23 protein-coding genes are annotated in these 25219 nt (G+C 43.4%); 14 read left to right on the top strand and 9 right to left on the bottom strand.

Translation table 11 applies throughout. The annotated features are described in order from the left end of the window. Positions 1–3 precede the first annotated feature (3 nt). The gene (gene copM, locus JMY02_RS07585) at positions 4–771 is read right to left on the bottom strand and encodes a CopM family metallochaperone (RefSeq protein ID WP_201596833.1); all 768 of its coding nucleotides are present in this window, start codon (positions 769–771) and stop codon (positions 4–6) included. Between the two features lie 189 nt (positions 772–960). Next, positions 961–1575, bottom strand: coding sequence for a pseudouridine synthase (locus JMY02_RS07580; RefSeq protein ID WP_201596831.1), 615 nt, complete (start codon positions 1573–1575; stop codon positions 961–963). A gap of 585 nt (positions 1576–2160) precedes the next feature. Between JMY02_RS07580 and icd the strand changes: the two genes are divergently transcribed. Next, entirely contained in the window at positions 2161–3420 is a 1260-nt protein-coding gene (icd, locus tag JMY02_RS07575; protein ID WP_201596829.1) for an NADP-dependent isocitrate dehydrogenase, read from the top strand. Between the two features lie 268 nt (positions 3421–3688). Here the strand turns inward: icd and JMY02_RS07570 are convergent, their stop codons facing one another. After that, on the bottom strand, positions 3689–5908 hold the full coding sequence (locus JMY02_RS07570) for an NADP-dependent isocitrate dehydrogenase (protein WP_201596827.1): 2220 nt from the start codon (positions 5906–5908) through the stop codon (positions 3689–3691). 824 nt (positions 5909–6732) lie between these two features. On the opposite strand from JMY02_RS07570, the gene JMY02_RS07565 reads away from it, so the two are divergent. From JMY02_RS07565 to JMY02_RS07545, 5 genes are all read left to right on the top strand, one after another. Continuing rightward, a complete protein-coding gene (locus JMY02_RS07565) occupies positions 6733–8073 on the top strand; it encodes a GNAT family N-acetyltransferase (RefSeq protein WP_201596825.1) in 1341 nt (446 codons plus the stop codon). A 60-nt stretch (positions 8074–8133) separates the two neighbouring features. Beyond that, entirely contained in the window at positions 8134–8676 is a 543-nt protein-coding gene (locus JMY02_RS07560) for a chorismate--pyruvate lyase family protein (protein WP_201596823.1), read from the top strand. A 119-nt stretch (positions 8677–8795) separates the two neighbouring features. After that, entirely contained in the window at positions 8796–9263 is a 468-nt protein-coding gene (locus JMY02_RS07555; RefSeq protein WP_201596821.1) for an SH3 domain-containing protein, read from the top strand. Between the two features lie 520 nt (positions 9264–9783). Then, a complete protein-coding gene (gene glyA / locus JMY02_RS07550) occupies positions 9784–11040 on the top strand; it encodes a serine hydroxymethyltransferase (protein WP_201596819.1) in 1257 nt (418 codons plus the stop codon). A gap of 142 nt (positions 11041–11182) precedes the next feature. Then, a complete protein-coding gene (locus JMY02_RS07545; RefSeq protein WP_201596817.1) occupies positions 11183–12337 on the top strand; it encodes a hypothetical protein in 1155 nt (384 codons plus the stop codon). 46 nt (positions 12338–12383) lie between these two features. Here the strand turns inward: JMY02_RS07545 and JMY02_RS07540 are convergent, their stop codons facing one another. From JMY02_RS07540 to JMY02_RS07515, 6 genes are all read right to left on the bottom strand, one after another. Then, positions 12384–12956, bottom strand: coding sequence for an IS630 family transposase (locus JMY02_RS07540; protein WP_201596815.1), 573 nt, complete (start codon positions 12954–12956; stop codon positions 12384–12386). After that, positions 12883–13233, bottom strand: coding sequence for an IS630 transposase-related protein (locus JMY02_RS07535; protein WP_201596813.1), 351 nt, complete (start codon positions 13231–13233; stop codon positions 12883–12885). The genes JMY02_RS07540 and JMY02_RS07535 overlap by 74 nt, the downstream gene beginning before the upstream one ends. A gap of 66 nt (positions 13234–13299) precedes the next feature. Further along, complete coding sequence (gene gltS / locus JMY02_RS07530) at positions 13300–14574, bottom strand: sodium/glutamate symporter (protein ID WP_201596811.1); 1275 nt, start codon at positions 14572–14574, stop codon at positions 13300–13302. Between the two features lie 139 nt (positions 14575–14713). Beyond that, positions 14714–15088, bottom strand: a complete 375-nt coding sequence (locus JMY02_RS07525) for a barstar family protein (protein ID WP_201596809.1) — start codon at positions 15086–15088, stop codon at positions 14714–14716. Between the two features lies 1 nt (position 15089). Next, positions 15090–15851, bottom strand: coding sequence for a ribonuclease domain-containing protein (locus tag JMY02_RS13710; RefSeq protein WP_201596807.1), 762 nt, complete (start codon positions 15849–15851; stop codon positions 15090–15092). Between the two features lie 187 nt (positions 15852–16038). After that, positions 16039–17340, bottom strand: a complete 1302-nt coding sequence (locus tag JMY02_RS07515; protein WP_201596799.1) for a glutamate-5-semialdehyde dehydrogenase — start codon at positions 17338–17340, stop codon at positions 16039–16041. A gap of 437 nt (positions 17341–17777) precedes the next feature. Here JMY02_RS07515 and JMY02_RS07510 point away from each other — a divergent pair, with 437 nt between their 5' ends. From JMY02_RS07510 to JMY02_RS07475, 8 genes are all read left to right on the top strand, one after another. Further along, the gene (locus JMY02_RS07510) at positions 17778–18107 is read left to right on the top strand and encodes a hypothetical protein (protein WP_201596797.1); all 330 of its coding nucleotides are present in this window, start codon (positions 17778–17780) and stop codon (positions 18105–18107) included. 319 nt (positions 18108–18426) lie between these two features. Further along, positions 18427–19224 (top strand): ABC transporter ATP-binding protein, encoded by a 798-nt coding sequence (locus tag JMY02_RS07505; RefSeq protein WP_201596795.1) that lies wholly within the window; start codon positions 18427–18429, stop codon positions 19222–19224. Positions 19225–19564: 340 nt separating this feature from the next. Continuing rightward, the gene (locus tag JMY02_RS07500; RefSeq protein WP_201596787.1) at positions 19565–20362 is read left to right on the top strand and encodes a transporter substrate-binding domain-containing protein; all 798 of its coding nucleotides are present in this window, start codon (positions 19565–19567) and stop codon (positions 20360–20362) included. Between the two features lie 50 nt (positions 20363–20412). Beyond that, on the top strand, positions 20413–21339 hold the full coding sequence (locus JMY02_RS07495) for a transporter substrate-binding domain-containing protein (protein ID WP_201596785.1): 927 nt from the start codon (positions 20413–20415) through the stop codon (positions 21337–21339). Positions 21340–21573: 234 nt separating this feature from the next. Continuing rightward, complete coding sequence (locus JMY02_RS07490) at positions 21574–22401, top strand: ABC transporter substrate-binding protein (protein WP_227678445.1); 828 nt, start codon at positions 21574–21576, stop codon at positions 22399–22401. Positions 22402–22873: 472 nt separating this feature from the next. After that, the gene (locus JMY02_RS07485; RefSeq protein WP_201596781.1) at positions 22874–23608 is read left to right on the top strand and encodes an ABC transporter permease; all 735 of its coding nucleotides are present in this window, start codon (positions 22874–22876) and stop codon (positions 23606–23608) included. Between the two features lie 12 nt (positions 23609–23620). Continuing rightward, positions 23621–24346 (top strand): ABC transporter permease, encoded by a 726-nt coding sequence (locus JMY02_RS07480; RefSeq protein ID WP_201596779.1) that lies wholly within the window; start codon positions 23621–23623, stop codon positions 24344–24346. Positions 24347–24428: 82 nt separating this feature from the next. Next, on the top strand, positions 24429–25145 hold the full coding sequence (locus JMY02_RS07475; protein WP_201596777.1) for a fumarylacetoacetate hydrolase family protein: 717 nt from the start codon (positions 24429–24431) through the stop codon (positions 25143–25145). Positions 25146–25219 lie beyond the last annotated feature (74 nt).

Here is a 25219-nt window from a genome sequence, read left to right as displayed (position 1 = left end):
TGACTAGGTTGAGGGCATGTTTTTATTAGTCTCAAGGGCAGCAAGCCAACTCTCCATCAACTCAATCTCAGCCTGCTGCGTGTCGATGATTTTTTGTGCCAATTGGCGCATTTCCTCGTCAGTACCATATTTGAGCTGTATTTTCGCCATCTCTACAGCGCCAATATGATGTGGCAACATACCGCGTGCAAATGCCACGTCAGGCACAGGATTGGCGATACCCAGTACCATGTCACCATGTAAGATATCCATGCTCCTCGCATATGCCTGCTGCATGGCTTCAGTATTGGGTTTAGGTTTGGCGGTATCAGGATGGCTGGCGAGCCACTTATTTAAAGTATCAATTTCGACCTGTTGATTGTCTATAATGTCTTGAGCGAGCTGCCGCATGGCAGCATCGGTGCCATACTTTAACTGAATCTCTGCCATATCTACCGCACCGCGATGGTGTCCCAGCATGCCTTTAGCAAAAGCGGTATCAGGGTGGTTATAACCCATACCGATCATCATCTCATCATGCATTCGAGTCATCGATTTTGTATAGTCTTTGAGCATGTCAGTCATTTTTGTGTCATCGGTGACGCTTTCGCTTTCTATTATCGCATCATCAGTCATGCTTTCATGTTGAGCATGGGACATTTCCGTCACTGGCGGCGTTATTTCTTCTGCAGGAGGAGATTGTTCGTCCTCGGTTGCTGGTTGACAGGCACTCAGTAGAAGTGCAGCAGAGACGCTCGTAGCCAATAAGACAAAACGATGAGAAGCAATCATGACATATTCCTACTATAAAAAATTGAATGAAATGATAAGTGAGTCAGACCTATTTTACATAACCAATGACGTGCTGAATCTTAGCAGATACATCTTACCCATTCGAGACGCTATGTTTAACAGGTCGTAATCTTTATACATAGTCAATCCACCATAAAATAAATACAATACTGCTAGAATAACTTTGTGTTAATCGATAATGCCCAACTGCTGATAGTGTGCGCTATTTAAATGAATGCGCACAAACTCACCAACGGCCAAGTCACCCAATTCAAACCCTGCTACAGACCAGCGTATTAAGCGCAAACAAGGCAGTCCCACATGCGCCGTCATGCGTCTTACTTGGCGGTTTTTACCTTCATAAATAGTGAGCATCAGCCACGAGTCCGGCACACTTTTACGCTCACGTATCGGTGGATTACGCAGCCAAAGTGGCATTGGTAGCTCGTCTTCACTGACGTGTGTGATATCGGCAGGCAGGGTCTTACCGTCTTTAAGAGTCACGCCACGTCTAAGCTGATTGAGTTGCTCAGTAGTAGGAATGCCTTCTATTTGCACTAGGTAAGTCTTACCCTGCTTACGTCCAGCATTGGCTTTTGGTGGATGGGTAATGGCTTTATTGACTCTGCCATCACTCGTCAAAATCAACAAGCCTTCTGAGGTGGCATCAAGTCTACCAGCCACTCGCAACGATTTATCCGTAAAATACTGCGAAAGGGTTGTGTGATCATTGTTGCTATCATCGCGAAACTGACTTTGTACCCCATAAGGTTTATTAAATAAAATGAGACTAGAGGTCGACATAAGATGGCGTTTCCTAAATGTAAATCATAAATGAATGATCTTGATGTGTAATCAATCTACTACAACACCAATAGTATGCTACTGGTATGAACTTAGAGATGTTCAAAATCCATGCTATAATAACGGTATTTATATTGATGATACTTAAATAGTGGCTATTTATAAATAGTGGCTGTGTACCAGAATATTTTTGGTTAACCCTTTATTTTAGTACACTGGTTAAGACAGTGGGTGGCGTTTTTGCGATCATTTGTATTGGGGCACAGCTATTTGGAACACAGCAATATTTGCTAAAGATATATGCGTTGCCTTTGCAGTTCTGCTCATTTTTATCACCATTTTTAAAATAAGAGCACGCCCCAATATAGTTATGATTAGAAACTGTCTTTTAGGTTTCTGATTTTTAAAGCTTTTAGTTAAAAGTTACTTTTCAAGGTTTTTTACCACCATACCGCAAGTGCGGTACTCCTCCTCGTTTGCTTAGCTAACAAGTGTCTAGAACGTCACAATTATAATAGAATGGCTAGCATAACAAAGTAGTAAGTGCGCTTGCGATACCTAACAGACAACCAAGGAGTTTTATCCATGTCTTATGATAAGGTTATCGTACCAAGAGACGGAGAAAAGGTTACCATAAACGCTGATTTGTCGCTGAATGTACCCAATCATCCTATTATCCCATTTATTGAAGGTGATGGTATCGGTGTGGACATCACGCCTGTCATGATAAAAGTGGTCGATGCGGCAGTGGATAAAGCTTATCATGGTAAAAAATCCATCGTTTGGATGGAAGCTTATTTGGGCGAAAAAGCGGCCAAAGTGTATGATGGTGACTACCTGCCAAATGAAACGCTAGAGATTTTAAAAGACTACGTTATCAGCATCAAAGGCCCATTGACCACGCCAGTTGGCGGCGGCTTTCGTTCCCTAAACGTTGCGATACGTCAAGAGCTTGACTTGTATGTCTGTCAGCGTCCAGTACGCTGGTTCGAAGGTGTGCCAAGCCCCGTTCACCATCCTGAATTGACAAACATGGTTATCTTCCGCGAAAACACAGAAGATATTTATTCAGGTATCGAGTGGAAAGCAGGCAGCGATGATGCCAAAAAAATCATTAACTTTTTAAAAGAAGAGATGGGTGTCACCGAGATTCGTTTTTCTGATGACTGCGGTATCGGCATCAAGCCTGTATCAAAGGAAGGGTCACAGCGTTTGGTGCGTAAAGCCATTCAACATGCCATCGATAACGATTTGCCAAATGTGACCCTAGTTCACAAAGGTAATATCATGAAGTTTACTGAAGGGGCATTTAAAGATTGGGGTTATGATATTGCCGCAGAGCGTTTCGGGGCAGCGTTGTTAGATGGAGGCCCTTGGATGACCATGAAGAACCCAAAAACGGGTAATGATATCATAATCAAAGACGTGATCGCTGATGCGTTCTTGCAGCAAATTCTGATGCGTCCTGCCGATTATTCGGTGGTCGCAACCTTGAACTTGAACGGCGACTACATCTCTGATGCGCTAGCAGCGGAAGTGGGCGGTATTGGTATTGCGCCAGGTGCCAACAAAGGTGGCGCGATTGCTGTCTATGAAGCGACGCATGGTACTGCACCAAAGTACGCAGGTCAGAATAAAGTAAACCCCGGCTCGTTGGTTCTATCTGCTGAGATGATGCTGCGTGATATGGGTTGGACGGAAGCAGCTGATCTTATTATCAATGGTATCCAAGGTGCTATTGCCAATAAAACAGTGACTTATGATTTCGAGCGTCTCATGCCAGATGCTATCTTGCTCAGCACTTCTGAGTTTGGTAAAGCGATCATTAAACATATGGATGCTTAATCGCATGAGTGCTTAAAACATTTTATGCTATTAGATTCTATGAAAATCCACTTACTCATGTAGGTGGCTTTTTTATGCGTTTAAAAAATATAGATGAGTGCAAGATAGTTAGTCATGGTAATTTTTAGATAAGCACAAAAAAACACCTCAACGTCCTAAGATCATTGAGGTGTTTCATTCACTGTGATTCAAACTGGCTTAACCATCTTTGGACATAAAGACAAAAGAATATTATGCTCGATTATCTAATCACGACTGCTTAAGCAGACTATAGCGATGCCAATGCCTCATTGAACAAAGTGCTTGGACGCATTGCTTTCTTAGCCAATTCTTGATCGGCATAGTAGTAGCCTTTGATGTCTACCGGCTTGCCTTGAGCTTGGTTAAATTCTTTAACAATGGCTGCTTCATTTTCTTTAAGCTTTTGCGCAAATGGTGTAAATTGCGCTTTTAACTCGCTATCTTTATCTTGCGCGGCCAGTTCTTCAGCCCAGTACATCGCTAGATAGAAGTGGCTGCCACGGTTGTCAAGCTCACCCGTTTTACGTGATGGTGATTTGTCATTAAGCAGCAGTTTTTCTGTCGCTGTATCTAGCGTATCTGCCAAGATTTGAGCTTTAGCATTGTTATCATTACTTGCCAAATGCTCCAAAGATACGTTCAGTGCCAAGAACTCACCGAGTGAATCCCAACGTAGATGGTTTTCTTCTGTTAGCTGCTCAACATGCTTTGGTGCAGAACCACCAGCGCCCGTTTCAAACAAACCACCACCCTTCATTAGTGGTACGACTGACAGCATTTTGGCACTCGTTCCGAGTTCTAGAATTGGGAATAAATCGGTTAGGTAATCTCTTAAAATGTTACCAGTCGCAGAAATAGTATCAAGACCACGAGCAACACGCTCTAGGGTATAACGCATGGCGCGAACCTGAGACATAATCTCGATGTGCAAGCCGTCAGTATCATAATCTTTTAGATACATTTTAACTTTCTTGATGAGCTCGTTCTCGTGTGGACGGTATGGGTCGAGCCAAAAGATAACAGGGGTATTTGATTCGCGTGCACGGCGTACAGCAAGTTTTACCCAGTCTTGGATAGGCTCATCTTTTACCTGACACATGCGCCAGATATCACCTTTTTCAACACGTTTTTCGAGCAATACTTCATCGGTATCAATGTCAATAATACGGGCAATACCAGCATCGCTAGATTCAAAAGTCTTGTCGTGCGAGCCATACTCTTCAGCTTTTTGTGCCATTAGGCCAACGTTAGGAACGGTTCCCATCGTTTTTGGATCAAAGTTACCATGCCATTTACAGAAGTTGATCATTTCTTGGTAAATACGGGCAAAGGTAGACTCAGGCATCACTGCTTTACAGTCATACATTTTGCCATCAGCGCCCCACATTTTACCACCTGAACGAATCATCGCTGGCATAGAAGCATCGACGATCACATCACTTGGTGAATGGAAGTTGGTGATACCTTTTGAAGAGTCAACCATGGCCAGACGTGGGCGATGCTCTTGACACGCATGTAAGTCGCGCTCAATCTCTTCACGCTTTGAAGCTGGTAGTGTTGAAATCTTATCGTATAGATCAGCCATGCCATTGTTGACATTGATGCCTAGCTCGTCAAAGAAAGCACCATGTTTTTCAAAGGCTTCTTTATAGTAAATTCTCACCGCATGTCCAAACACGATAGGATGCGAGACTTTCATCATGGTGGCTTTTACGTGCAGTGAGAACAAAATACCAGCTTCGCGGCAGTCTTCCATTTCTTGCTCATAAAATTCTAGCAAGGCTTGTTTGCTCATAACCATCAGATCGATGACTTCTTTATCAAGCAAGGCAATTTTAGGTTTTAATACCTTTTGAGTGCCATCATCAAGCAGCAAATCCATACGTACCGTACGGGCTTTGTCTAAAGTGATAGATTGCTCGCCATCATAGAAGTCGCCGCCATGCATGTGCGACACGTGCGTGCTTGACCATTGCTTCCATTCACCCATCGAGTGTGGATGTTTGCGTGCGTAGTTTTTCACCGCCTTTGGTGCACGGCGATCTGAGTTGCCTTCACGCAGTACTGGATTAACCGAGCTGCCTAAGCTTTTGCCATAACGCTTACGTAGCTCTTTTTCTTCATCAGTCTGTGGGTCTTCTGGAAAATTAGGTAACGCAAAGCCTTTACTTTGTAGCTCTTTGATAGCGGCTTTTAGCTGCTGGACAGAGGCACTGATGTTAGGCAGTTTTATGATATTGGTGTTTGGGTCTTGAGTCAGGCGACCAAGCTCAGCCAGATTGTCAGGAACACGTTGCTCTTCGGTCAAGTACTCAGGGAATTCGGCCAATATACGGGCAGCAACAGAGATGTCGCTGGTTGTCACTTCAACGCCTGCAGTTTTGGTGAAGGCTTCAACGATTGGTAAAAATGATAAAGTGGCAAGCGCGGGGGCTTCGTCAGTTTTTGTATAAATAATTTTTGACATTATAGTAAGCTCTTCCTTTAGGCTGTCGTGAATAATAGGGCGTGACTGCTGTCACAGCATTACCAAGGCAAAGCTGCAAGCATAAAGTGGGCAGTCAAACCAAGTGCAAATATAGCGCCGCCAAGAGTGTATCAAGACGGCGTAAAACATTGCTTTCGTTATTTTTTACGTTATTGCGCATCATTACGCTATAAATATGGCTAACCTATCAAGTATGACTAGGTTATCCAATACGGTTATCTGATACGAAGTCCATCTTGTATCTAGAGTTTGGTTTATAGCTTGTGCGCGTATGGTACAGACTCAAATAATATTGAGCAGATATCACGGTTATTCTATCAGTCATCGACAACAATATCATCTGCTCTAGCGACATCTATTAATAGAAAATCGTGTAGAAATCCTGCTCTAACCCCGTGCTTACGGGCTTGAAAACATATATATGTATACTATAGAACCAAACGTATAGCCATTATTTAGCCAAATTATACCTACTGGTTACAAAAAGGCTGTATAGAATTTTAGCACTATGTTTTGATTATGATTGATCGAAGTTTCAATACCTAAGCTCATTTTTACTTGAGATATATATCGATCCAAGTTATTAGTAAGGTAATCATGTCAAACGTCGTAAGACACTTGGTACTGGAAAAATTTATCGGTTTGGCCTAGTACTTACAAAATATTTGTGAAGTACCAGTATATAGTAACCTAAAACGCAGCGACCGCTGTCCTGATTTATTTGCAAATTGTGACAGCAAAACCATAAAAGTTTGCTAGGCTAAGTCATCAACCGACAGATTACCTACATGGCGACGATGAGTATGAGTTTAGAGTATGCGCTGATTAATGATACCAGTTGGCAAAGCCGGACAGATTGGCAAACGCCAGACACGCCTTTTATGTCATTTGCCTTTTGGCAAGCGCTTTCCGATACGGGCGCGATTGGGGAGCAGGCAGGATGGCTACCAATATTTATTTTGGTACATCGTGTCGCTGATTATGCTAATAGCACTGATAGCGTAGCAGACAGTGCGGCAGACACAGCAATGCAACCCGTCGCGGTGATGCCAGTATTTATAAAAGGTCATCATCGCGGGGAGTTTGTATTTGATCACGCATGGGCAGAGGCTTACGCGCGCTATGGTATTGATTACTATCCCAGGCTGGTCACCAGTGTGCCATATACGCCGATCACGGGTCAGCGTCTTTGGTTGGCAAAAGGGGAAACCCTAAATGAAGACATCCTCAAAACTGCCATCGCGGGCATCGATGATATTGCTCAGCAAGTCGGGGCCTCAAGCTGGCATGGGTTATTTATTACACCTGAGCTAGCCTCTATTGCCACGACATCCATGCCCACTGAGGTTGATATAGAGCGTGCGATAGCAGTTCAAGAGAGCGGTATAGAGTCCACGCCTATCGAAATGCCGATACTTGAACGGCAAGGCTGTCAATTCTTATGGCAAAACAAAGACTTAGTCAATGACAGCCAGCCGTTTGCGGATTTTGATGCGTTTTTGATGACGCTAAAAGCCAAAAAACGCAAAACCATCCGTGCGGAGCGCCGTAAAGTTGCAGAGCAAGGTATCACCTGTCAACGCAAATGCGGTGATGATATTAGCGATGAAGACTGGAAAGCTTTTTATCACTGTTATGTGATGACGTACGCAGTACGTGGTCAGCAGCCATACTTAACCATGGACTTTTTTATGGCTTTGGCAGCGAGTATGTCTGAGCATATAATGCTCGCGCAAGCACTTGATGTGAGTGGTGAAATTATCGCGAGTAGCCTGTTCTTATATGATAAACCTGATAGCGACAATGTTAGTGATACGGCAACTTTGTATGGTCGCTACTGGGGCGCGCTGGGTGAGTACGACAGCTTGCATTTTGAGCTGTGCTATTATCAAGGCATTGAGTTTGCCATTGAACAAGGGCTAGTATCCTTTGATCCTGGTACGCAAGGGGAGCATAAGTTGGTTCGCGGTTTTATCCCAACGACGACGCACTCTCTTCACCGTATTTACGATCCTCGTTTTGTACCAGCGATTGGGAAATTTTGTGCCGAAGACCGCATGCATATGGCGCAATATCGTCAGCAAGCCCATGAAGCGTTACCGTTTAATGAGGACAATACGCCACCCTTTGATACCCATCGTTAGTGCTCATTATTAATAACCTATAACCATTTATTTTACACACCTCACGATTAGCCGTTAACTATGCTCACAAACCCTGTTGCTAGTATCACCACTTCTTTGCCTCCTACTGAACTGCTATCGTGGCTTAACGCCGAAGGTTCGCTCACAGCCCTGCTGGAAGAAAAAGCAGGCCAGCCAATACGAGTAGAGCGTAGCTTTGAGGGCTATCGGCTTTTGACGCTGCAACAAAAGCGACAACTGGGTCTGCAAGGCTCAGCGCTAAATCGTCCACTACTGGCGTGGATACGTGAAGTGCAGTTATATGGTTGTGATGATGCGCCATGGGTCGGTGCTCAAAGTATCTTTCCTCTATCAAGCTTAAAGGGCAACGTGCGACGTCTACAACAGCTAAAAGGTACGCCCATCGGTTATGTGTTATTCAAACGTCGTCGTACACTGCCAAACCAGCGATCTGTTCGACACACCACTGAAGGTTGGCAACGGCAAACGCGTTATGATTGGTATGGCCGTTCATTGCTCATCAGCGAAACCTTTTTGCCTACGTTTTTGTCTCATGATGCCGATAAGGGTGATATGACTACGGACGCTATAAATAAAGTTTAATATATAAAAACACAGCTAATCATTGATTAATAAATTAACAGTTGTCTGGTAATTTGAGAATATGGTATAAATACAATTTAGTAACATTACTATACTTTTCTTAACATCAGGAACTTCCTATGAGCGTCAAAAACCCATTGTTATCCTTGTTTGCGAAATCTGCAATTTTGCTAGCGGTTAGTACCGCTATGTTTGGTTTGTCTATCAATGCAAACGCTGGTTTTTTGGATAGTATTTATGAGGCACAAAGTACCATTAGCTCAATCGGTAGAACGGCCGATAGCATTAGGGGTAGTAAACAGTCTGTGTCTAATTTAAGTGAAGATATGGGTTTTACAGACTTAGTCAATCAAAATAACCAAAGCAACCAATCCAGCAAAGAAAAGCCAGTTTCTGGTTCTATATTATCTGGCAAATTACAAAGCACTAAGCTCTACTCGCAGGCCAATAAGTCTTCTAGCCCTATCGCTATCCTAGCTCAGCAGGACATCATGATATATATGGGTACTGAGCAAAATGGCTACTACCATGTGGAGAGTGACAAAGGTGAAGGTTGGGTATCGAAGCCATTGGTCAGTATTCAATAGTTTATTATCTTTATTTTATTAGAGTCATGTTTTAATGAAGTCTATGTATCTATAAATTAGTGTGTCGTGCAAAAAATAGACCTTCCAAAATGGCTGTTTTTCAAATTATTGATAACTGTCTATGATTTAATTCTATATAAAATCGCACGTTATTTATTTATGTGATATAGCCATTTAATTTGCTCATCTTAAGGTGGGCTTTTTTGCGCTCGCTGCCCAAATTTTCATGTTACACTTACGCTTTCGCGATGATATCGATGCAAACGTATATCGATTTTATTAACGAATCGGTCAAGTTAATGGCAGGTGTATTGCCTGCGTTTACGCTTATTTTAATCTTTGCTAATAGCCTCCATTTACAATAATGGTCATACCATAAAACAGCGTAGATAAAAACAGAGTGCAGAGGTATCAATGATACGTCGAGCGACGTTGACGCAGTATTCGTTTTATTGTGGGCATGCTATCAGCTTTTTTTTCAATGATATTTCCAACGACAGTCACTACTTAGGACATTACTATGTTTAAAGATATTTCTATCAAAGATTTTGATCCAGTACTTGCTGAAGCGATGGCCGCAGAAAGCGTTCGTCAAGAAAATCACATCGAATTGATTGCCTCTGAAAACTACTGCTCACAAGCAGTAATGGAAGCGCAAGGCACTGACCTAACTAACAAATACGCTGAAGGCTATCCTGGTAAGCGTTACTATGGTGGTTGTGAGCATGTAGATGTCGTTGAACAATTGGCCATTGACCGTGCAAAAGAGCTGTTCGGTGCTGAGTATGTCAACGTTCAGCCACATTCAGGCAGCCAAGCAAACTCTGCCGTATTTTTAGCATTACTAGAGGCCAATGACACCGTACTTGGCATGAGCCTAGACGCTGGGGGTCACTTGACGCATGGCGCACACATCAACTTCTCAGGTCTGAACTACAATGCTGTACAGTATGGCTTGGTAGATGGTACTGGTCTTATCGATTATGACCAAGTAGATAGCTTGGCACGTGAGCACAAGCCAAAAATGATTATCGCTGGTTTTTCAGCGTATTCGCAAGTAGTCGATTGGCAGCGTTTCCGTGACATCGCAGATGAAGTAGGTGCATATCTATTGGTCGATATGGCACACGTCGCTGGCCTAGTGGCTGGCGGTGTATATCCAACGCCAGTACCTTTCGCTGACGTTGTCACAACTACTACGCACAAAACCCTACGTGGCCCACGCTCAGGTATGATCCTATCGCGTGATGAGAAGCTTGCCAAAAAACTAAACTCTGCCGTATTCCCGGGCAACCAAGGTGGCCCGTTGATGCATGTCATCGCGGCAAAAGCGGTTTGCTTTAAAGAAGCGTTAGAAGATAATTTTAAAACGTATCAACAGCAAGTGGTTAAAAACGCGCAAGCCATGGCGAAAGTCATCCAAGAGCGCGGTTATGAAATCATCTCTGGTGGTACTGAAAATCATCTAATGCTTATTAGCTTGGTTAAGCAAGAAATGACCGGTAAAGAAGCCGATAAATGGCTTGGCGAAGCACACATTACTGTGAACAAAAACGCTGTGCCAAACGATCCAAAATCCCCATTCGTGACGTCTGGTATCCGTATCGGTACACCAGCCATTACTACTCGCGGCTTCAACGAAGCGCAAGCAGGTGATTTGGCTGGTTGGATTTGTGACGTACTAGACAGCCGTGGTGATGAAGCGGTAGCGACTGAAGTACGCGGTAAAGTTGAAGCAATCTGCAAAGAGCTGCCAGTTTACGAAAAAAACCAGTAAGTGTTAGTTAGCCCTTATTAAGGGTTGTATAAAATAAAAAACCGCTTGGCTTTGGCTAGGCGGTTTTTTTTTGATGATAAAATGATATAGATTATGGCTTACAATCTAACTCTTAAATAGTAGTCATTACAGGATAAGTAACATGACAGAATATAATATTGATAAATTACTCGAGCAGTTAGAACAGTATCCTGATGACGATAAGTTACTAGCGATGATTGCGCTTTATTATATTGAAAATCCAGAGAGTGATAAAGATTTAGAGTATCTAGAAAAAGCTTATCATACTAAATCCTCGATAGAAAATACTCATAATTTGGCTTTTTACCTAATGTACGAATATGGAGAGGATGAAAGAAGTCTTGAGTTGCAACAGCAAGTCTTACTTTTGCAGCCGAGGTCGTATTATCCTTATGCTTGCTACGCACAAATGCTGCAATCAAACATGCTATTTTTAAAGGGTAGCACGTCTTTTAAATCTATTGAGCAAGCCCGAGAGTATATACAATGTCTAACAATCACTATCGAAAAATTCACTTTAGCACCAGTAGCATACCAGCAGCGCCATCTTATACATTTAGTGCAGATGTATAATAACCTTGCTTATGCTTATCGAATACTCAAAGATAATAAAAAAGCGTCAAACTATTTGATGCAGTCTCTAAAAATCCAACAAGATATGACTGTCGATGATTGGAGGAATCTTGACTCTCAAGCGTTGTTTAAAGAAGAGATAGAAAAAATACAGATTAATATAGCGAGGATATTAATCGAAGATAAACATATTGAAAGTGCTAAAACTGTATTAGCTAAAATAGTTGCAACACAAAATTATGATAAGTTAGATATTGCTACTGAATATGCCAGAGCGGGAGAGTATCACTTAGTAGATAAAATGATTGGAGATGATGTCCCCAACGAGTCATGGGACTGGATTTGGTATGCTATATATCACGCAAATTACGACAAGTGGCTTAAAACTAGAAAAACTTTATTGAATGATGAAGAGGAATGGGTAGAAGAGTGTTTAGTTAGCGCAAGAGAAAGTTTTATAAAAGGTGATTTAGAGTCATACGAGTCTGAATATGAAAGTCTTGAGGTTAGCAGGCAGATCATCAATAAAGTAAGAGCTTTTTTAGAAACGGATAGTCAACCAAAACCAATAGTCTTCCAGCCTGATTTTAGTAATTCATTTTTTGGTTGTTTATTATTCGGCTGTGAAGCGCATGATAATTTAATGAATGATAATTTTGCAGAAAGCATAAAAATAACTAATAAAAAGGCTGAGTTACGATAGCGTAGCTCAGCCTTTTTATTAGTTTTTCTTTATTATTTAACTATAGTCAGTTCAAAACAAAAGTGTTATAGCTAGGACAAATATCATAAAACAATTTGGATAAGTCATTTTCCATCCAGCCTTGACGTAGAAACTTCACCTGTGCCCATTTCTTCTCGATAGGGTTTAGGTCAGGGCTATAAGGTGGTAACCAAAGAATGCGATGCCCGTGCCTGTTCAGTAGCTTTTGAATGCGTTTGCTCTTATGAAATCTGGCGTTATCCATTACAATAACGCATTTGGTTTTAAGACTTGGTATTAGCGTGTGTTTGCACCAGTGATAGAATATGCCGCTATTAATGTTGTGTTCAAAGTAATCAAGCGCAAACAGCATCTTTTCATAGAGAGCACCGATAACATTGGTTCGCTTTTTACCTTGCCAGTTGTAACGATCAATACAAGGCTTACCAATCGGTGCATAACCATGAGGACGAATGGTCTGGCTTTCAAAACCGCTTTCGTCCATATACACAATGGGATAGCCTCGCTGTATGAAGCGATCAAGCTTACTCTGATACGTCGCTCTTTTTATTGGACACGCTTTTGGATGCGCTAATGTCTTTTTTTTGACTGATGCCAAGACGCTTTAGGGCGTGGTAAATACCAGTTTTGCTACAGTTCAAACGACGTGCTCGCTCATACTGGTAATCATCAGGATGGTTTTTAACGTCATCAAGTAGTGTCTGATCTGGTATTTTATAAGGCTTGGTTTGTCTGGTTGTTTTGCTGTGAACACGTCTCTTCCAGTTCTGTATAGTGGTTGGGCTCAGATTGTAGAACTCAGCCGCCTCGGCAAAGGTCATACCCTCATCTAAACTTTTTAGTACTTGTTTACGAAAATCGAGTGAGTAAGTCATGGTCTTTATGATAACAATTGGGTTTAATAATTAGTTTATAACACTTTTAGGTGGGATTGACTATAATCACATAAACGGCAATTTGGTAAATATCTGCAATACCGTAGCATTGACGATATCAACGAAAAAAGCACCAACCATCGGTACAATCAAAAACGCTTTAGGTGAGGGCAGATAACGATCAGTGACCGCCTGCATATTGGCAATCGCCGTTGGCGTTGCACCCATACCAAAACCACAATGACCTGCTGACAGCACCGCTGCATCGTAGTCTTTCCCCATGACTTTAAAGGTTATAAAGTAGACATAAATTATCATAATGAGGGTCTGCACCAGCAAGATAATCAAGACAGGGCCTGCCAAATCAGTCAGCTGCCATAGCTTCAAGGATAGCAATGCCATTGCCAAGAATAGACTCAAAGAGGCGTTACCAAACACATCAATCGAGCGGTCAAACATATCAAAATTGAACACAGTGGTTAAGACGTTACGAATGATGACACCACCTGCCAATGCCCAAACGAAGGTAGGCAGCTCAAACCATGTATCTTGGGCCACAAGCGTCATCACATCGGCAAAAGCCAACGCTGCTGCAAATAGTGCTAACGTCTCAATCGTAGAAGAAGCCGTGATAAAACGCATACTATCAGGTCTTTCAAAAATTTCTTTATTGCTGTGCGCTGAATCTTCATCATGCTTGGTGCTATATAGCGACTGAGCGCCAGCGACTTTTTCGATATCACTAGGGTTGGGATTGGCAAGCGTCGGTTTTAGACCAAGTCTTTGAATCAAACGACGTGCCACCGGACCACCCACGATACCACCAGCGACCAAACCATAAGTGGCCACTGCGATACCCAATGTCGTCGCACCCACCACACCATATTCTTGCTCTAAGGTAATACCCCAAGCACCTGCCGTACCATGACCACCAGTTAGTGCGATCGAGCCTGTGACTAGTCCAAGTAAGGGGTCAAGTCCCAGTACGCTTGCCATTGCTACACCAACGATATCTTGTAGTACAATAAATACTGACACCACGATGGTAAAAATCAATAACGGCGTTCCACCTGCTTTTAAGCGGCTAAAATCAGCACTGAGACCGATAGAAGCAAAGAACATCAGCATGGTCGCGGTCTGCAACCCTTGATGAAAGTTAAAGCTATACCCCCAAACGATATTGAGAACATACACCACAATCGCTGCAACCAAGCCCCCAGCCACAGGTTCTGGAATATTAAAGTCTTCTAAGAATTTAATCTTTTTTACCAAAACACGCCCAAGTAAGAGTACTAAAGTGGCCAATATCAGCGTGTAATAGCCATTTAAAGTAATTTCCATAGGTTAATCCTTTTTATACAAATAAATTAACCTGAATTCGGGATAAATATGGCTTTATCTCGAATTTAGGTTTCTGTGGTTACGAATAATTGTCACTGACTAGTGGTGAATGATCCTCTAATAAATAGGCTTGCAAGAGCTAGGCTTTACCTTCAGATGCCACAATGATCCACAATTGTGGTTTGCCAAAATCTCTATAGGCGTCTTCAATAATGCTTTTAAAGATATTGAAGTCTTCGGTGTTTATCTTCTTTACCATCGTCAAATCGAGCATTAGGTGTACCACCTCACTATCGGTTAGACAGTCCCATGCGCTGTCCCAGTTGTACGAAAAATAACTGGGAAAATCACAGGCAAGGGCAAGATTCGTCAATAGCGCGGTTTTGTCGAGTGTGTCGCCCGCGGGTATGGTAACAGCCTGAGGAGGAATGGCCACAGCTAGTGGTGTACCGTTTTGGTTAATGTGATTTTGATTAACGTGGTCTTGATTAACATAGTGGATGGCTTGGTTCATATTATTTTACCTGTAGTCTGCTAAAGCTATCGTAATGGTCAACGGTCAGATAGTAAACGGTTGGTGGATGGCCACCTGTGACAATACGCCGTGCGCCGCGATGTGACACTCCAACAGTAGGAACCGTATATTCGCGGTAGTAGCCTTGCGACTGTGCTGGCAGTCTGCCTTCGCGATTATAAAAGGTCGTGCCATCTTTTTGCGGATAAGGGAAAGGCCCGCCTTGCTGAATAAGCGCAATAGTGTGATCTATTTGCGCATCACTCGTTATACCGGTAGTTGCGGCTTGATTTGAGTTTTCAGATGCAGAATGAGTTAGTGAGGTTTGCGCATTATCTTCAGCAAAAAAAGCAGAGTTTATATCACCAAAAAAGTAAACCGCGACAGCGATGAGTGCTATTAGACTGAATAAGGTTGATAAGGCGCTTCTTTTATAATGGCCGCCGCGCTGATGGTTCTGGTCACGACGACTCTGGTATGGTCTATTATTAGCGTGATTTTGACGGCTAGTATTTGAATCGTGAGGTGTGAGATCCGATACTGAGGTGTCTAAAATACTCAATGTGTTAGAAGTAACTTCGGTTGCCCGTAATTGATTTTTATCATTACGTTCACTATTGAAGTAGACTTTTTGGCCAACGCTAATGGGCTGCGACAAGCGAACTTTACTCACATGAAAAAACACATCTTCACTCTGATTATCCACATCGATAAAGCCATAACCTTTATCTTGGTTCCAACGTTTAATCTTGCCACTTTGCATAGGCTCAGTTTCCTATAAAAGGTCTCAGTGAGGAGACCACATGTTTTATGGTAGTTATATTTTATGGTGCTTGCGTCACATATTCGACGCTAATAAAAAAACGCCAGCTATTGGGCTGACGTTTTTTATAGATTATACGTGACGTGAGAGGATAGCGGCTAATCGTATTTTTTGGGTTTGGTATCAGTTAAGCGCGTGTCTCACCATGACCATAAACGATCCATTTTTGTGAGGTAAGACCTTCTAGTCCAACAGGGCCACGGGCATGAATTTTGTCAGTCGAAATACCAATCTCAGCACCCAGCCCATACTCAAAACCATCGGCAAAACGGCTAGAGGCATTAATCATTACGCTCGCTGAATCTACTTCGCGGATGAAACGTTGAGACTTAGTATAGTTGTCAGTAATGATGACATCAGTATGATGGCTGCCGTGGGTATTGATATGGTTAATCGCTTCATCGATGCCTGAGACGACTTTTACCGCTAAGATAGGCGCTAGATATTCAGTATCCCAGTCCTCAGCAGTTGCGGCAGACAGATGGCCTTTAAGAATCGCATTGTCATTTAAAATGGTTTGTGACTGCTCATCAAGGCGCAATTGCATCGCATCATCAGCTGCTATGATCGCTTCAGCAATCTTTGGCAGTAGCTCGTTGGCGACTGTCTCATCGACCAATAGCGTTTCCATGGTATTACAAGTGCCGTAGCGATGGGTTTTGGCATTGACACTAACATTAATGGCGATGTCAGCATCTGCATCGCTATCGATAAAGGTGTGGCAGTTGCCATCTAAATGCTTAATCACAGGTACGCGGGCATCACGGCTGATACGCTCAATGAGACCTTTGCCGCCACGTGGCACGATGACGTCGACATAGTTGGTCATGGTAATCAGCTCGCCAACAGCAGCGCGATCGGTCGTTTGTAGTACTTGTACGCTGTGCTCCGATAGACCGACTTTCTGTAGACCTTCTAAGATACATTTGGCAATCGCTTGATTGGATTCAAATGCTTCAGAGCCGCCACGCAAGATAATCGCGTTGCCTGATTTTAATGCCAATGAAGCGGCCTCTAACGTTACGTTAGGACGCGACTCATAAATCATACCAACCACGCCAAGTGGCACACGCATTTTACCCAAATGAATTCCAGAGGGCTGATAAGTCATATCCGTGACTTCACCAATAGGATCGGGCAGGGCAGCGACGTCTTTTAGACCTTGTAGCATACCGTCAAATCGCGCGTCGTTTAACTCTAAACGGTCAAGTAAGGCGGCATCCAAATCATTGTTTTTACCATTGTCCATATCGATTTTATTGGCGGCCAAAATAGCTTTTTTGGCGTTTTTTAATACTTCATGAATCGCCATAAGCGCTGAATTTTTGTCGCCCGTATTGGCAGCGGCAAGCGCGCGCGAGGCTGCTCGTGCTTGTTTGCCGACAGATTGCATATAGGCGACGATGTCTGTGGTATTCGATTGACTCATAAATTATTTTCCTTATAGTGATAAATGTTTTAAAAATACAAGCGCCAATAAGGCGAAGTTTTAGCAAAATTAGTGCAAAGAAACTTCAGCACCCATAGGGTACTACGCTACTTAACATAGAGGAGATTGCCCCGATAGTAAAGACGATTTTGTGAACAACCCCTGCTTTATAAGGCATTTATGAGCGACTTTTTTATGCCTACCATACTGTGTGACTTTTCATTAAAAGTGACTGGACTAGGATATCAGTATCACTAAAGACCAGTCAAAAAGCGGGTGTGCCGTTACGTACCTCTAACAGAACTGCGCTGTAACTACTAAGGTAGCCACGACCAATCATTAGTATAGTGAGTATCAACACGATGAGCCAAAGCTATCGACAATAAATAGATAGTTGCTCATAACATCAGCATAATGAAAATGAATGGAGAATAGAAATGGCTAAGACAAATCGCAGTATCAATAAAAGCTGGTTGACGGTTGGATTGGTCGCAGCGGCATTAACGCTAAGTGCTTGCGGCAACAAGGAGGAATCACCAACGGAAACTGAATCGCCAGTTGATGCACAAACAGCGGTGGAAGAAGAGGCCACTGGTACTGCAACGGCAAACAGTGACGTTGCTGTGGCTGGTGCAAATGACGATGTGGCTGTTGCTAGCGCTGACGGTATAGCAGTAAGTGATAATGATGATGTAGCGGTGGCGACTGCTGATGACTCAGAGATGCTAGATGGCACTGAAAGCTCAGAACATGTTTCAACCTATTAGGTCGTACTTATTTACACTGTGACTATTTAAACAGTGACTATTTAAACTGTAATTCTGAAATCGTTGGTACTGTTTAAAAAAACACTTTTGGACAAAGTCATTTTAGATAAAACCACGCCCAGTCAGTTTAAGTGATAAAATAAAGCTCAGCGCTGTCAAGACAGTCTGGGCTTTTTTATGTCAGTGACATACAGACGCTTAACCGACTTGGTAACCCGCCTAGTCTATACAAGATTTGCCTTTTTACTGCGTAATAAGAGACAATATGGTTATTTTTCACTCACGTTTTCACTCATATTTATTGGAAGTCTGCTAAACCATGCTTGATATCGAAAAAAATCCGACTCGGCCTATCGCCTTAGATTTACAAGACATCCATAAAAGCTACGGCTCATTGGCAGTGCTAAAAGGGGTGTCTCTCACTGCTTACGATGGCGATGTGATCTCTATTTTGGGTTCATCTGGCTCAGGCAAATCCACCTTGCTACGCTGCATTAATTTGCTCGAAAATCCGAACCAAGGTCGTATCCTGATCGGCAATGAAGAGCTAATGCTAAAACCTGCAAAGTCAGGCGAGTTGCAAGCCTCGGATGTTAAGCAGCTAGAAAGTTTGCGCGCCCGCGTGGGATTCGTATTCCAGAACTTTAACTTGTGGCCGCATAAGACGATTTTGCAAAATATCATTGAAGGGCCAACGCAAGTCCTCAAGATCAAAAAAGCCCAAGCCATTAGCGATGCTGAAAAACTGCTAGACAAAGTAGGTCTACTGGACAAGAAAGACGCTTATCCAGCGAACTTGTCTGGCGGTCAACGTCAACGTGTGGCCATCGCCCGTGCGCTTGCCATGCAGCCGCAGGTGTTATTGTTTGATGAGCCAACATCAGCTTTAGATCCTGAACTGGTTAATGAAGTGTTGGCAGTCATGCGTGAGTTGGCAGAAGAAGGGCGTACCATGCTGATCGTTACCCATGAGATGCGCTTTGCCCGAGAAGTATCGAGTAAAGTGGTGTTTTTACACCAAGGTGTGGTTGAGGAAATCGGTACACCTGAGCAGGTCTTTGACAATCCTACCTCTGAGCGTGTCAAAGACTTTATGGCGTCGCATCGTCAAACCTAGAGCGTGCCCTCAATTCAATCCTTATTTAAAAATAGCCATTATGCAAAAATCTAGGATGGTGACATTTCTGCCATCCTAAGCTTGCCATTCTAAAATCCTCTAAAAAATGAAACCACTGCACGATAATGACAGCTGACGGTTTATTACACTTTAATGACAGTCGGTATGTAAAATGTTTGTTTTTGATATTTTACTCAGGTATTATCAGAATGCTTACAGGTGGCCGATAATGATGGCTGCTGGTATCTCCTACTACCTATCGTGCTTGTCTGGCAGGAACGTCAGAGAACAACATATCAGAACCCTACATTAAAACCCATCAGAATTTAAGGAATGTACGATGTCGAATTCTCGCCTATTGTGGTCATCAATGACCATTACCGCCGCGTTGATGCTAAGTGCTTGCAGTCAACCTGCTAATGACGCCACCGATACCAATGCGGATGCATCGGCAGCAGAGACGTCTGGCAAGACCATTCGTATCGCGACCGAAGGCGCTTACCCTCCTTTTAATTATACCAATGCTGATGGCAGTTTGGCAGGCTACGATATCGACGTTGCCAATGCCTTATGTAAACAGATGCAAGCCAAATGTGAAATCGTCGCCCAAGATTGGGACGGCATTATCCCTGGTCTATTGGCACAAAAATATGACGCGGTTGTGGCGGGTATGTCGATCACCCCTGAACGTCAAGAAAAGGTCGATTTTACCGAGCCTTACTTCTCCAACACGATGGTGTGGCTGACGGATACAAATGGCAAATTTGATCCTATGGCGATTCAAGGCTTGACACTAGGTGGACAACGTTCAACCACGCCTGGCGCTTATCTACAAGACAATTACGAAGGCAAAGACGGCAATACCGTGCAGTTGTATGACAATTACGACAATGCGTATTTGGATCTAAAGTCTGGTCGTAGCGATGCGGTATTGGCTGAAAAAGTATCTGCCAAATCATGGTTGGCAGACAACCCTGAAGGCTTTGGTATCGTTGGTGATGAAATTGACAATGACGATAATATTGCCATTGCGGTTCGTAAGGGTGATGCACTGAGAGACGATTTTAATAAAGCATTGAGCGAAATCCGTAGTAATGGTGAGCTGGCACGTCTTGAGCAAGCGAACTTTGGTCAGTAACTTTCTATTGGTTCATCATCTTCTGATTGCAACATGAGGGAATAGCAAACATGACAATATCCATGACATCATCACACAAAACCAAAATGCTAAAAACCAAGACACTTTGGCTTGCGCCATTAAGTGCCGCCATGCTTATGCTGGCTGGTTGTAACAATAGCTCAACACCAGCGGATAGCGCTGCGGCTGATACCGCGACCGATGCGCCGACGAGCATAAAAATCGCCACCGAATCAAGCTACAAACCCTTCAGTTATACGGATGCTGATGGCAAATTGATTGGCTACGAGATTGAGCTGGTCGATGCGTTATGTGCGCAAATGCAGGCAGAATGTGAAGTCATTTCCCAAGACTGGGATGGTCTGATTCCAGGGCTGAACGCGCAAAAATTCGATGCCATTATCGCTGGAATGTCCATCACGCCTGAGCGTAAAGAAGTGGTTGAATTTACTGATCCGTATTTTCATACCGGCATTATTTTGATCGGCAAAAAAGGCGATGATATTAGTGTAGGAGACTTGGAAGGGCAGCCTGTTGCTTCACAGCGCTCAACCGTCGCCTCACAATATTTGCAAGATGAACATGCCAACGCAGATATCAAGCTGTATGACACCCAAGACAATGCCTATTTGGATCTAAAGTCAGGCCGTGTGCGAGCGATGATGTCTGACAAAGTCACCGGTATTGATTGGTTAAAAACCGAAGCGGGTAAAGACTACGAAGTGAAAGGACAAGAAATCAGCACTGACGAAGATGCGATGGGTATTGCGTTTCGTAAAGGGGATCCACTGGTCGCCAAGTTCAACAAAGCTTTGGCTGAGCTAAAAGACAATGGTACTTATGACCAAATCACTGGCAGCTATTTTGGTACCAGCTCAACGGCTGCCGCTCAGAAAGCCGTGGCAACCACTGACTTAAAAGAAGTCATGGTGGTTGAAGATGATGCTGTCATCGCCACAGAAGCCGCCACAAACTGATATGGCAGCTTAGCGCTATAAATGCTGCGATTAACGGCTATGGATATTTGCCTATAGCTGTTAATTAAAGTAACAAGGTCAATCCAAGCAACACGCCCTAACCAAAGCGATGGGCTTTATTTTCACGGGTAAATACCAAGGACGATCATGAACAAACCTTTTGACCAATACCGTACAATCGCCAAAAACTCAGTCAGCAATGAGGCAAAGGCACGCCGTTTGTCAGTACCTGTCATGGCGGTGTCGATGCTTTTGGCGTTGACAGGTTGTAGTAATGGTCAGGATGATGCGAATGATACAGCCACTCAAGATACAGCGGCGACAGGCGAGGTATTGCGTATTGGTACTGAAGGGGCGTATGCACCTTTCAACTATACCAATGCTGATGGCACGCTTGGGGGTTTCGATGTGGATATCGCCAACGCTCTCTGTGCCGACATGAAAATGACTTGTGAAATCACTGCGCAAGATTGGGACGGTATCATTCCGGGTTTAAAAGCGGGCAAATATGATGCGATTGTGGCAGCCATGTCCGTCACACCCGAACGCGAGCAACAAGTCAGCTTTACAGAGCCTTACTTTAGCAATACCTTGGTGTTTTTGGCCAAAAAAGACAGTAGTTTTGATCCTAGCAATAGCAGTGATATTGATTCACACTCTATTGCTGCCCAGCGCTCGACCATCTCTTCGCAGTGGCTTGAGAAGGCGTATCCAAAAGCTGATATGAAGCTTTATGATACGTTGAGCAATGCGTTCTTGGATTTGGGTTCAGAGCGCGTTGATGCGATGGTCTCTGACAAACTGCCTGCTTTAGAGTGGCTTGGTACGACATCGGGCAGTAATTATGCGCTCAAAGGCGAAGAGATTGATATCAATGATAATTTTGCCATTGCCGTGCGCCCAGGTGATGCGTTACAAGCGAAAATTAATCAGTCGTTAGCCAATATCAAAGCCAATGGCACTTATGATGAAATCAATCAAAAGTATTTTGCGGTTGCAGCGAGCAGCGCAGCGGCAGAGACCAGTACTAATGCTAAGACACCAGAAAATCCTGCCGAGTAAGCGTTAAATTTTCAAATCTCAACGAGTGGCTTTTTAAGTTTCACCAACTATAGTTTAACAACAGGGATATTGCCTCAATAGCGATATCCTTTTTTGTTCTGCTGTAAAAGTGTTTGGAAGATAAAAGTCGCCAAAACTATCAATATTGACTGCTTGGTTTGTATCAATCTGGCTGATTTCACTCATTTTTAAGAAAATAAGTGTCTATTTAGGCACAGCTTTTACCTGTGAGTATTAACATAGCGCCCAGCGATTATGATAAAATCAGCGCTCATTTCTACTGTGTCAATTTTCGCAGTGGTAATCGTATCGATTTTGCCTCCATCTATGAGACAAACAACCTATCTATGAGACAAAGAATCTGTGTCTATTTGGGATAAAATACGATTATCAGCAGCGCTCAGCCATTGATGCTGATTCTTTTAACTCATATTTTGCAAATTGCTAATATAAAGAGACTGAGTGGATAATTGTGTTTGACTTACAAGGATTTGGCGCGCTACTACTGAGCGGCGCTACCGTCACCATAAAACTTGCCATGACCAGTTTAGTCATCGGCATGGCTTTAGGGCTACTCGGTGCCACAGCTAAGCTGTCTAATATCTGGCTGCTGCGTAAGATTGCGACTGTGTATACAGCGACAATGCGCGGTATTCCAGAGCTGTTATTGGTACTGTTTATCTATTATGGCGGCTCTATACTGCTCATGACGATTCTCAAAAAATTCGGTTATAACGAATATGTTGAGATTAGTGCCTTTTGGGGTGGCGTGATGGCATTATCTATTGCGTTTGGGGCTTATGCGACCGAAATTTTTCGCATGTCTATCCAAGAGATTCCGATAGGTCAGCGCGAGGCAGCGCAAGCGATTGGGATGCGTCCTTTTCAGACATTTTATCGTGTCACCTTGCCGCAAGTTTGGCAAATTGCGTTGCCCGGATTGGGCAACTTGTTTTTGGTGTTGCTCAAAGACACCGCTCTAGTATCGGTGGTTGGTCTCAAAGATATTATGTATCAGTCGTCACGTGCCGCACAATCCACGCAGCAGCCATTTACCTTTTATATGGCAGCGGCGATTATTTATTTGGGCCTGACCATGTTGATTACAGGCTTTATGATGTGGCTTGAATGGCGCGCCAATCCAGCGGCACGTTATGCCAAAAAGCTGAGCCGTCAAACAACCCACCGTCAATCGACCATAGGATAGAGGAGAGCTACTATGGATTGGAATTGGCAGGTCATTTTTGATAGTATTCCTGACTTACTCAATGGGGCAGTATTGACCGTACAACTGGTCGTTGTTTCAGGCATTATCGGGCTGTTCTTTGGTTTGATTTTAGCGCAATTGCGTTTGTCAAAAAACTGGTTGGTACAGATATTACCCTTCTCTTATATCTTCTTTTTTCGTGGTACACCGTTACTGGTTCAGATATTTTTGATTTATTATGGTCTTGGACAGTTTGAGGCCGTACGCAATTCATTCTTATGGGAGCCGGTGCTCAGCCAAGCGTATTGGTGTGCTATCATTGCCTTTACCATGAATACCAGTGCTTATTTGGCAGAGATTATTCGCGGTGCGATTCAAACGATTCCAGTGGGCGAGCTGGAAGCGGCGGACGCGATTGGTATGTCAAAGTGGCAGAAGCTGACACGCATCACTTTGCCTCGCGCCTTTGGTATTGTGATTCCAGCGTATAGTAATGAAGTCATCTTTATGCTAAAAGGCAGTGCGCTGGCGTCAACCATTGCGTTGATGGACATCACGGGTGTCGCTCGTACGATTAGTGCGCGCACTTATACCTTGATGGAGCTGTTTTTTGCTGCTGGTATCATTTATCTGTTATTGTCATGGGTGATTTTATTTAGCTTTAGATTGTTTGAAAACAGAATGAATCGTCATGCCAGCTATGTACCACCTGATGTAGTGACCAATACCATTCCGTAGTGATGTATCAAGAAAATTAGTGTGAGGTAGCGCGATACATCTACCTTAATAAAATATCAATAATTTACTGTGAGCGCCTAGTATGAGCCAATCACCACATGTGTCTTTAGTCAATGCGATTGCTGCCAGCGTCAATGATGATGCGAGTATCGCCAATTTTGATGATAGTGTCAGAGCTTCCATCGGCAAGGTAGTTTGCGTTGGCCGTAATTATGCTGAGCACGCTCGCGAGCTTGGCAATGAAATCCCCAAATCACCCATCTTATTCATGAAGCCTGCCTCGTCAGTGGTCAGTGTGCGTAATGATATTGTTCGTCCCAACCCAGCGGTGTATGGTGATACCCATTATGAAGCGGAGCTATGTATTCAGCTGGCAGCGGATTTATCTGCGGCCACTGCTGAGCAAGCAAAGCTGGCTATTGGTGGCGTGACGGTGGGGCTTGATTTGACCTTACGTGACTTGCAAAGCGAGCTGAAAGAAAAAGGCTATCCGTGGGAGCGTGCTAAGTGTTTTGATGGTGCGTGCGTATTGGCTGATTGGCTTGAGCCACAAGCGTTTGGTGATTTTAGCCAAGTAAATTATCAACTAACCATCAATGATGAGCTGCGACAAGATGGTGATAGCGCTTTAATGCTATTTCCGGTTTACGAGCTACTTGCCGAAATTAGCCATGCTTTTAGCTTGCAAGCAGGTGATGTCATTATGACAGGTACACCAAGTGGTGTTGGTGTCTTGCAGGCAGATGATAAACTGACATTAAAGCTGGGTGACCATGAGTGGCAGGTACAGGTTCGATAAGTTTCTAGCTCGGCAATACCGTATCGTTTCAAATAAATCTGATCAAAAATCCCAAGTGCCTCCAATGAGCGCTT

This window comes from Psychrobacter vallis (genome assembly GCF_904846715.1).
Lineage (GTDB): Bacteria > Pseudomonadota > Gammaproteobacteria > Pseudomonadales > Moraxellaceae > Psychrobacter > Psychrobacter vallis.
This window is presented reverse-complemented; position numbering and strand designations above follow the sequence as displayed.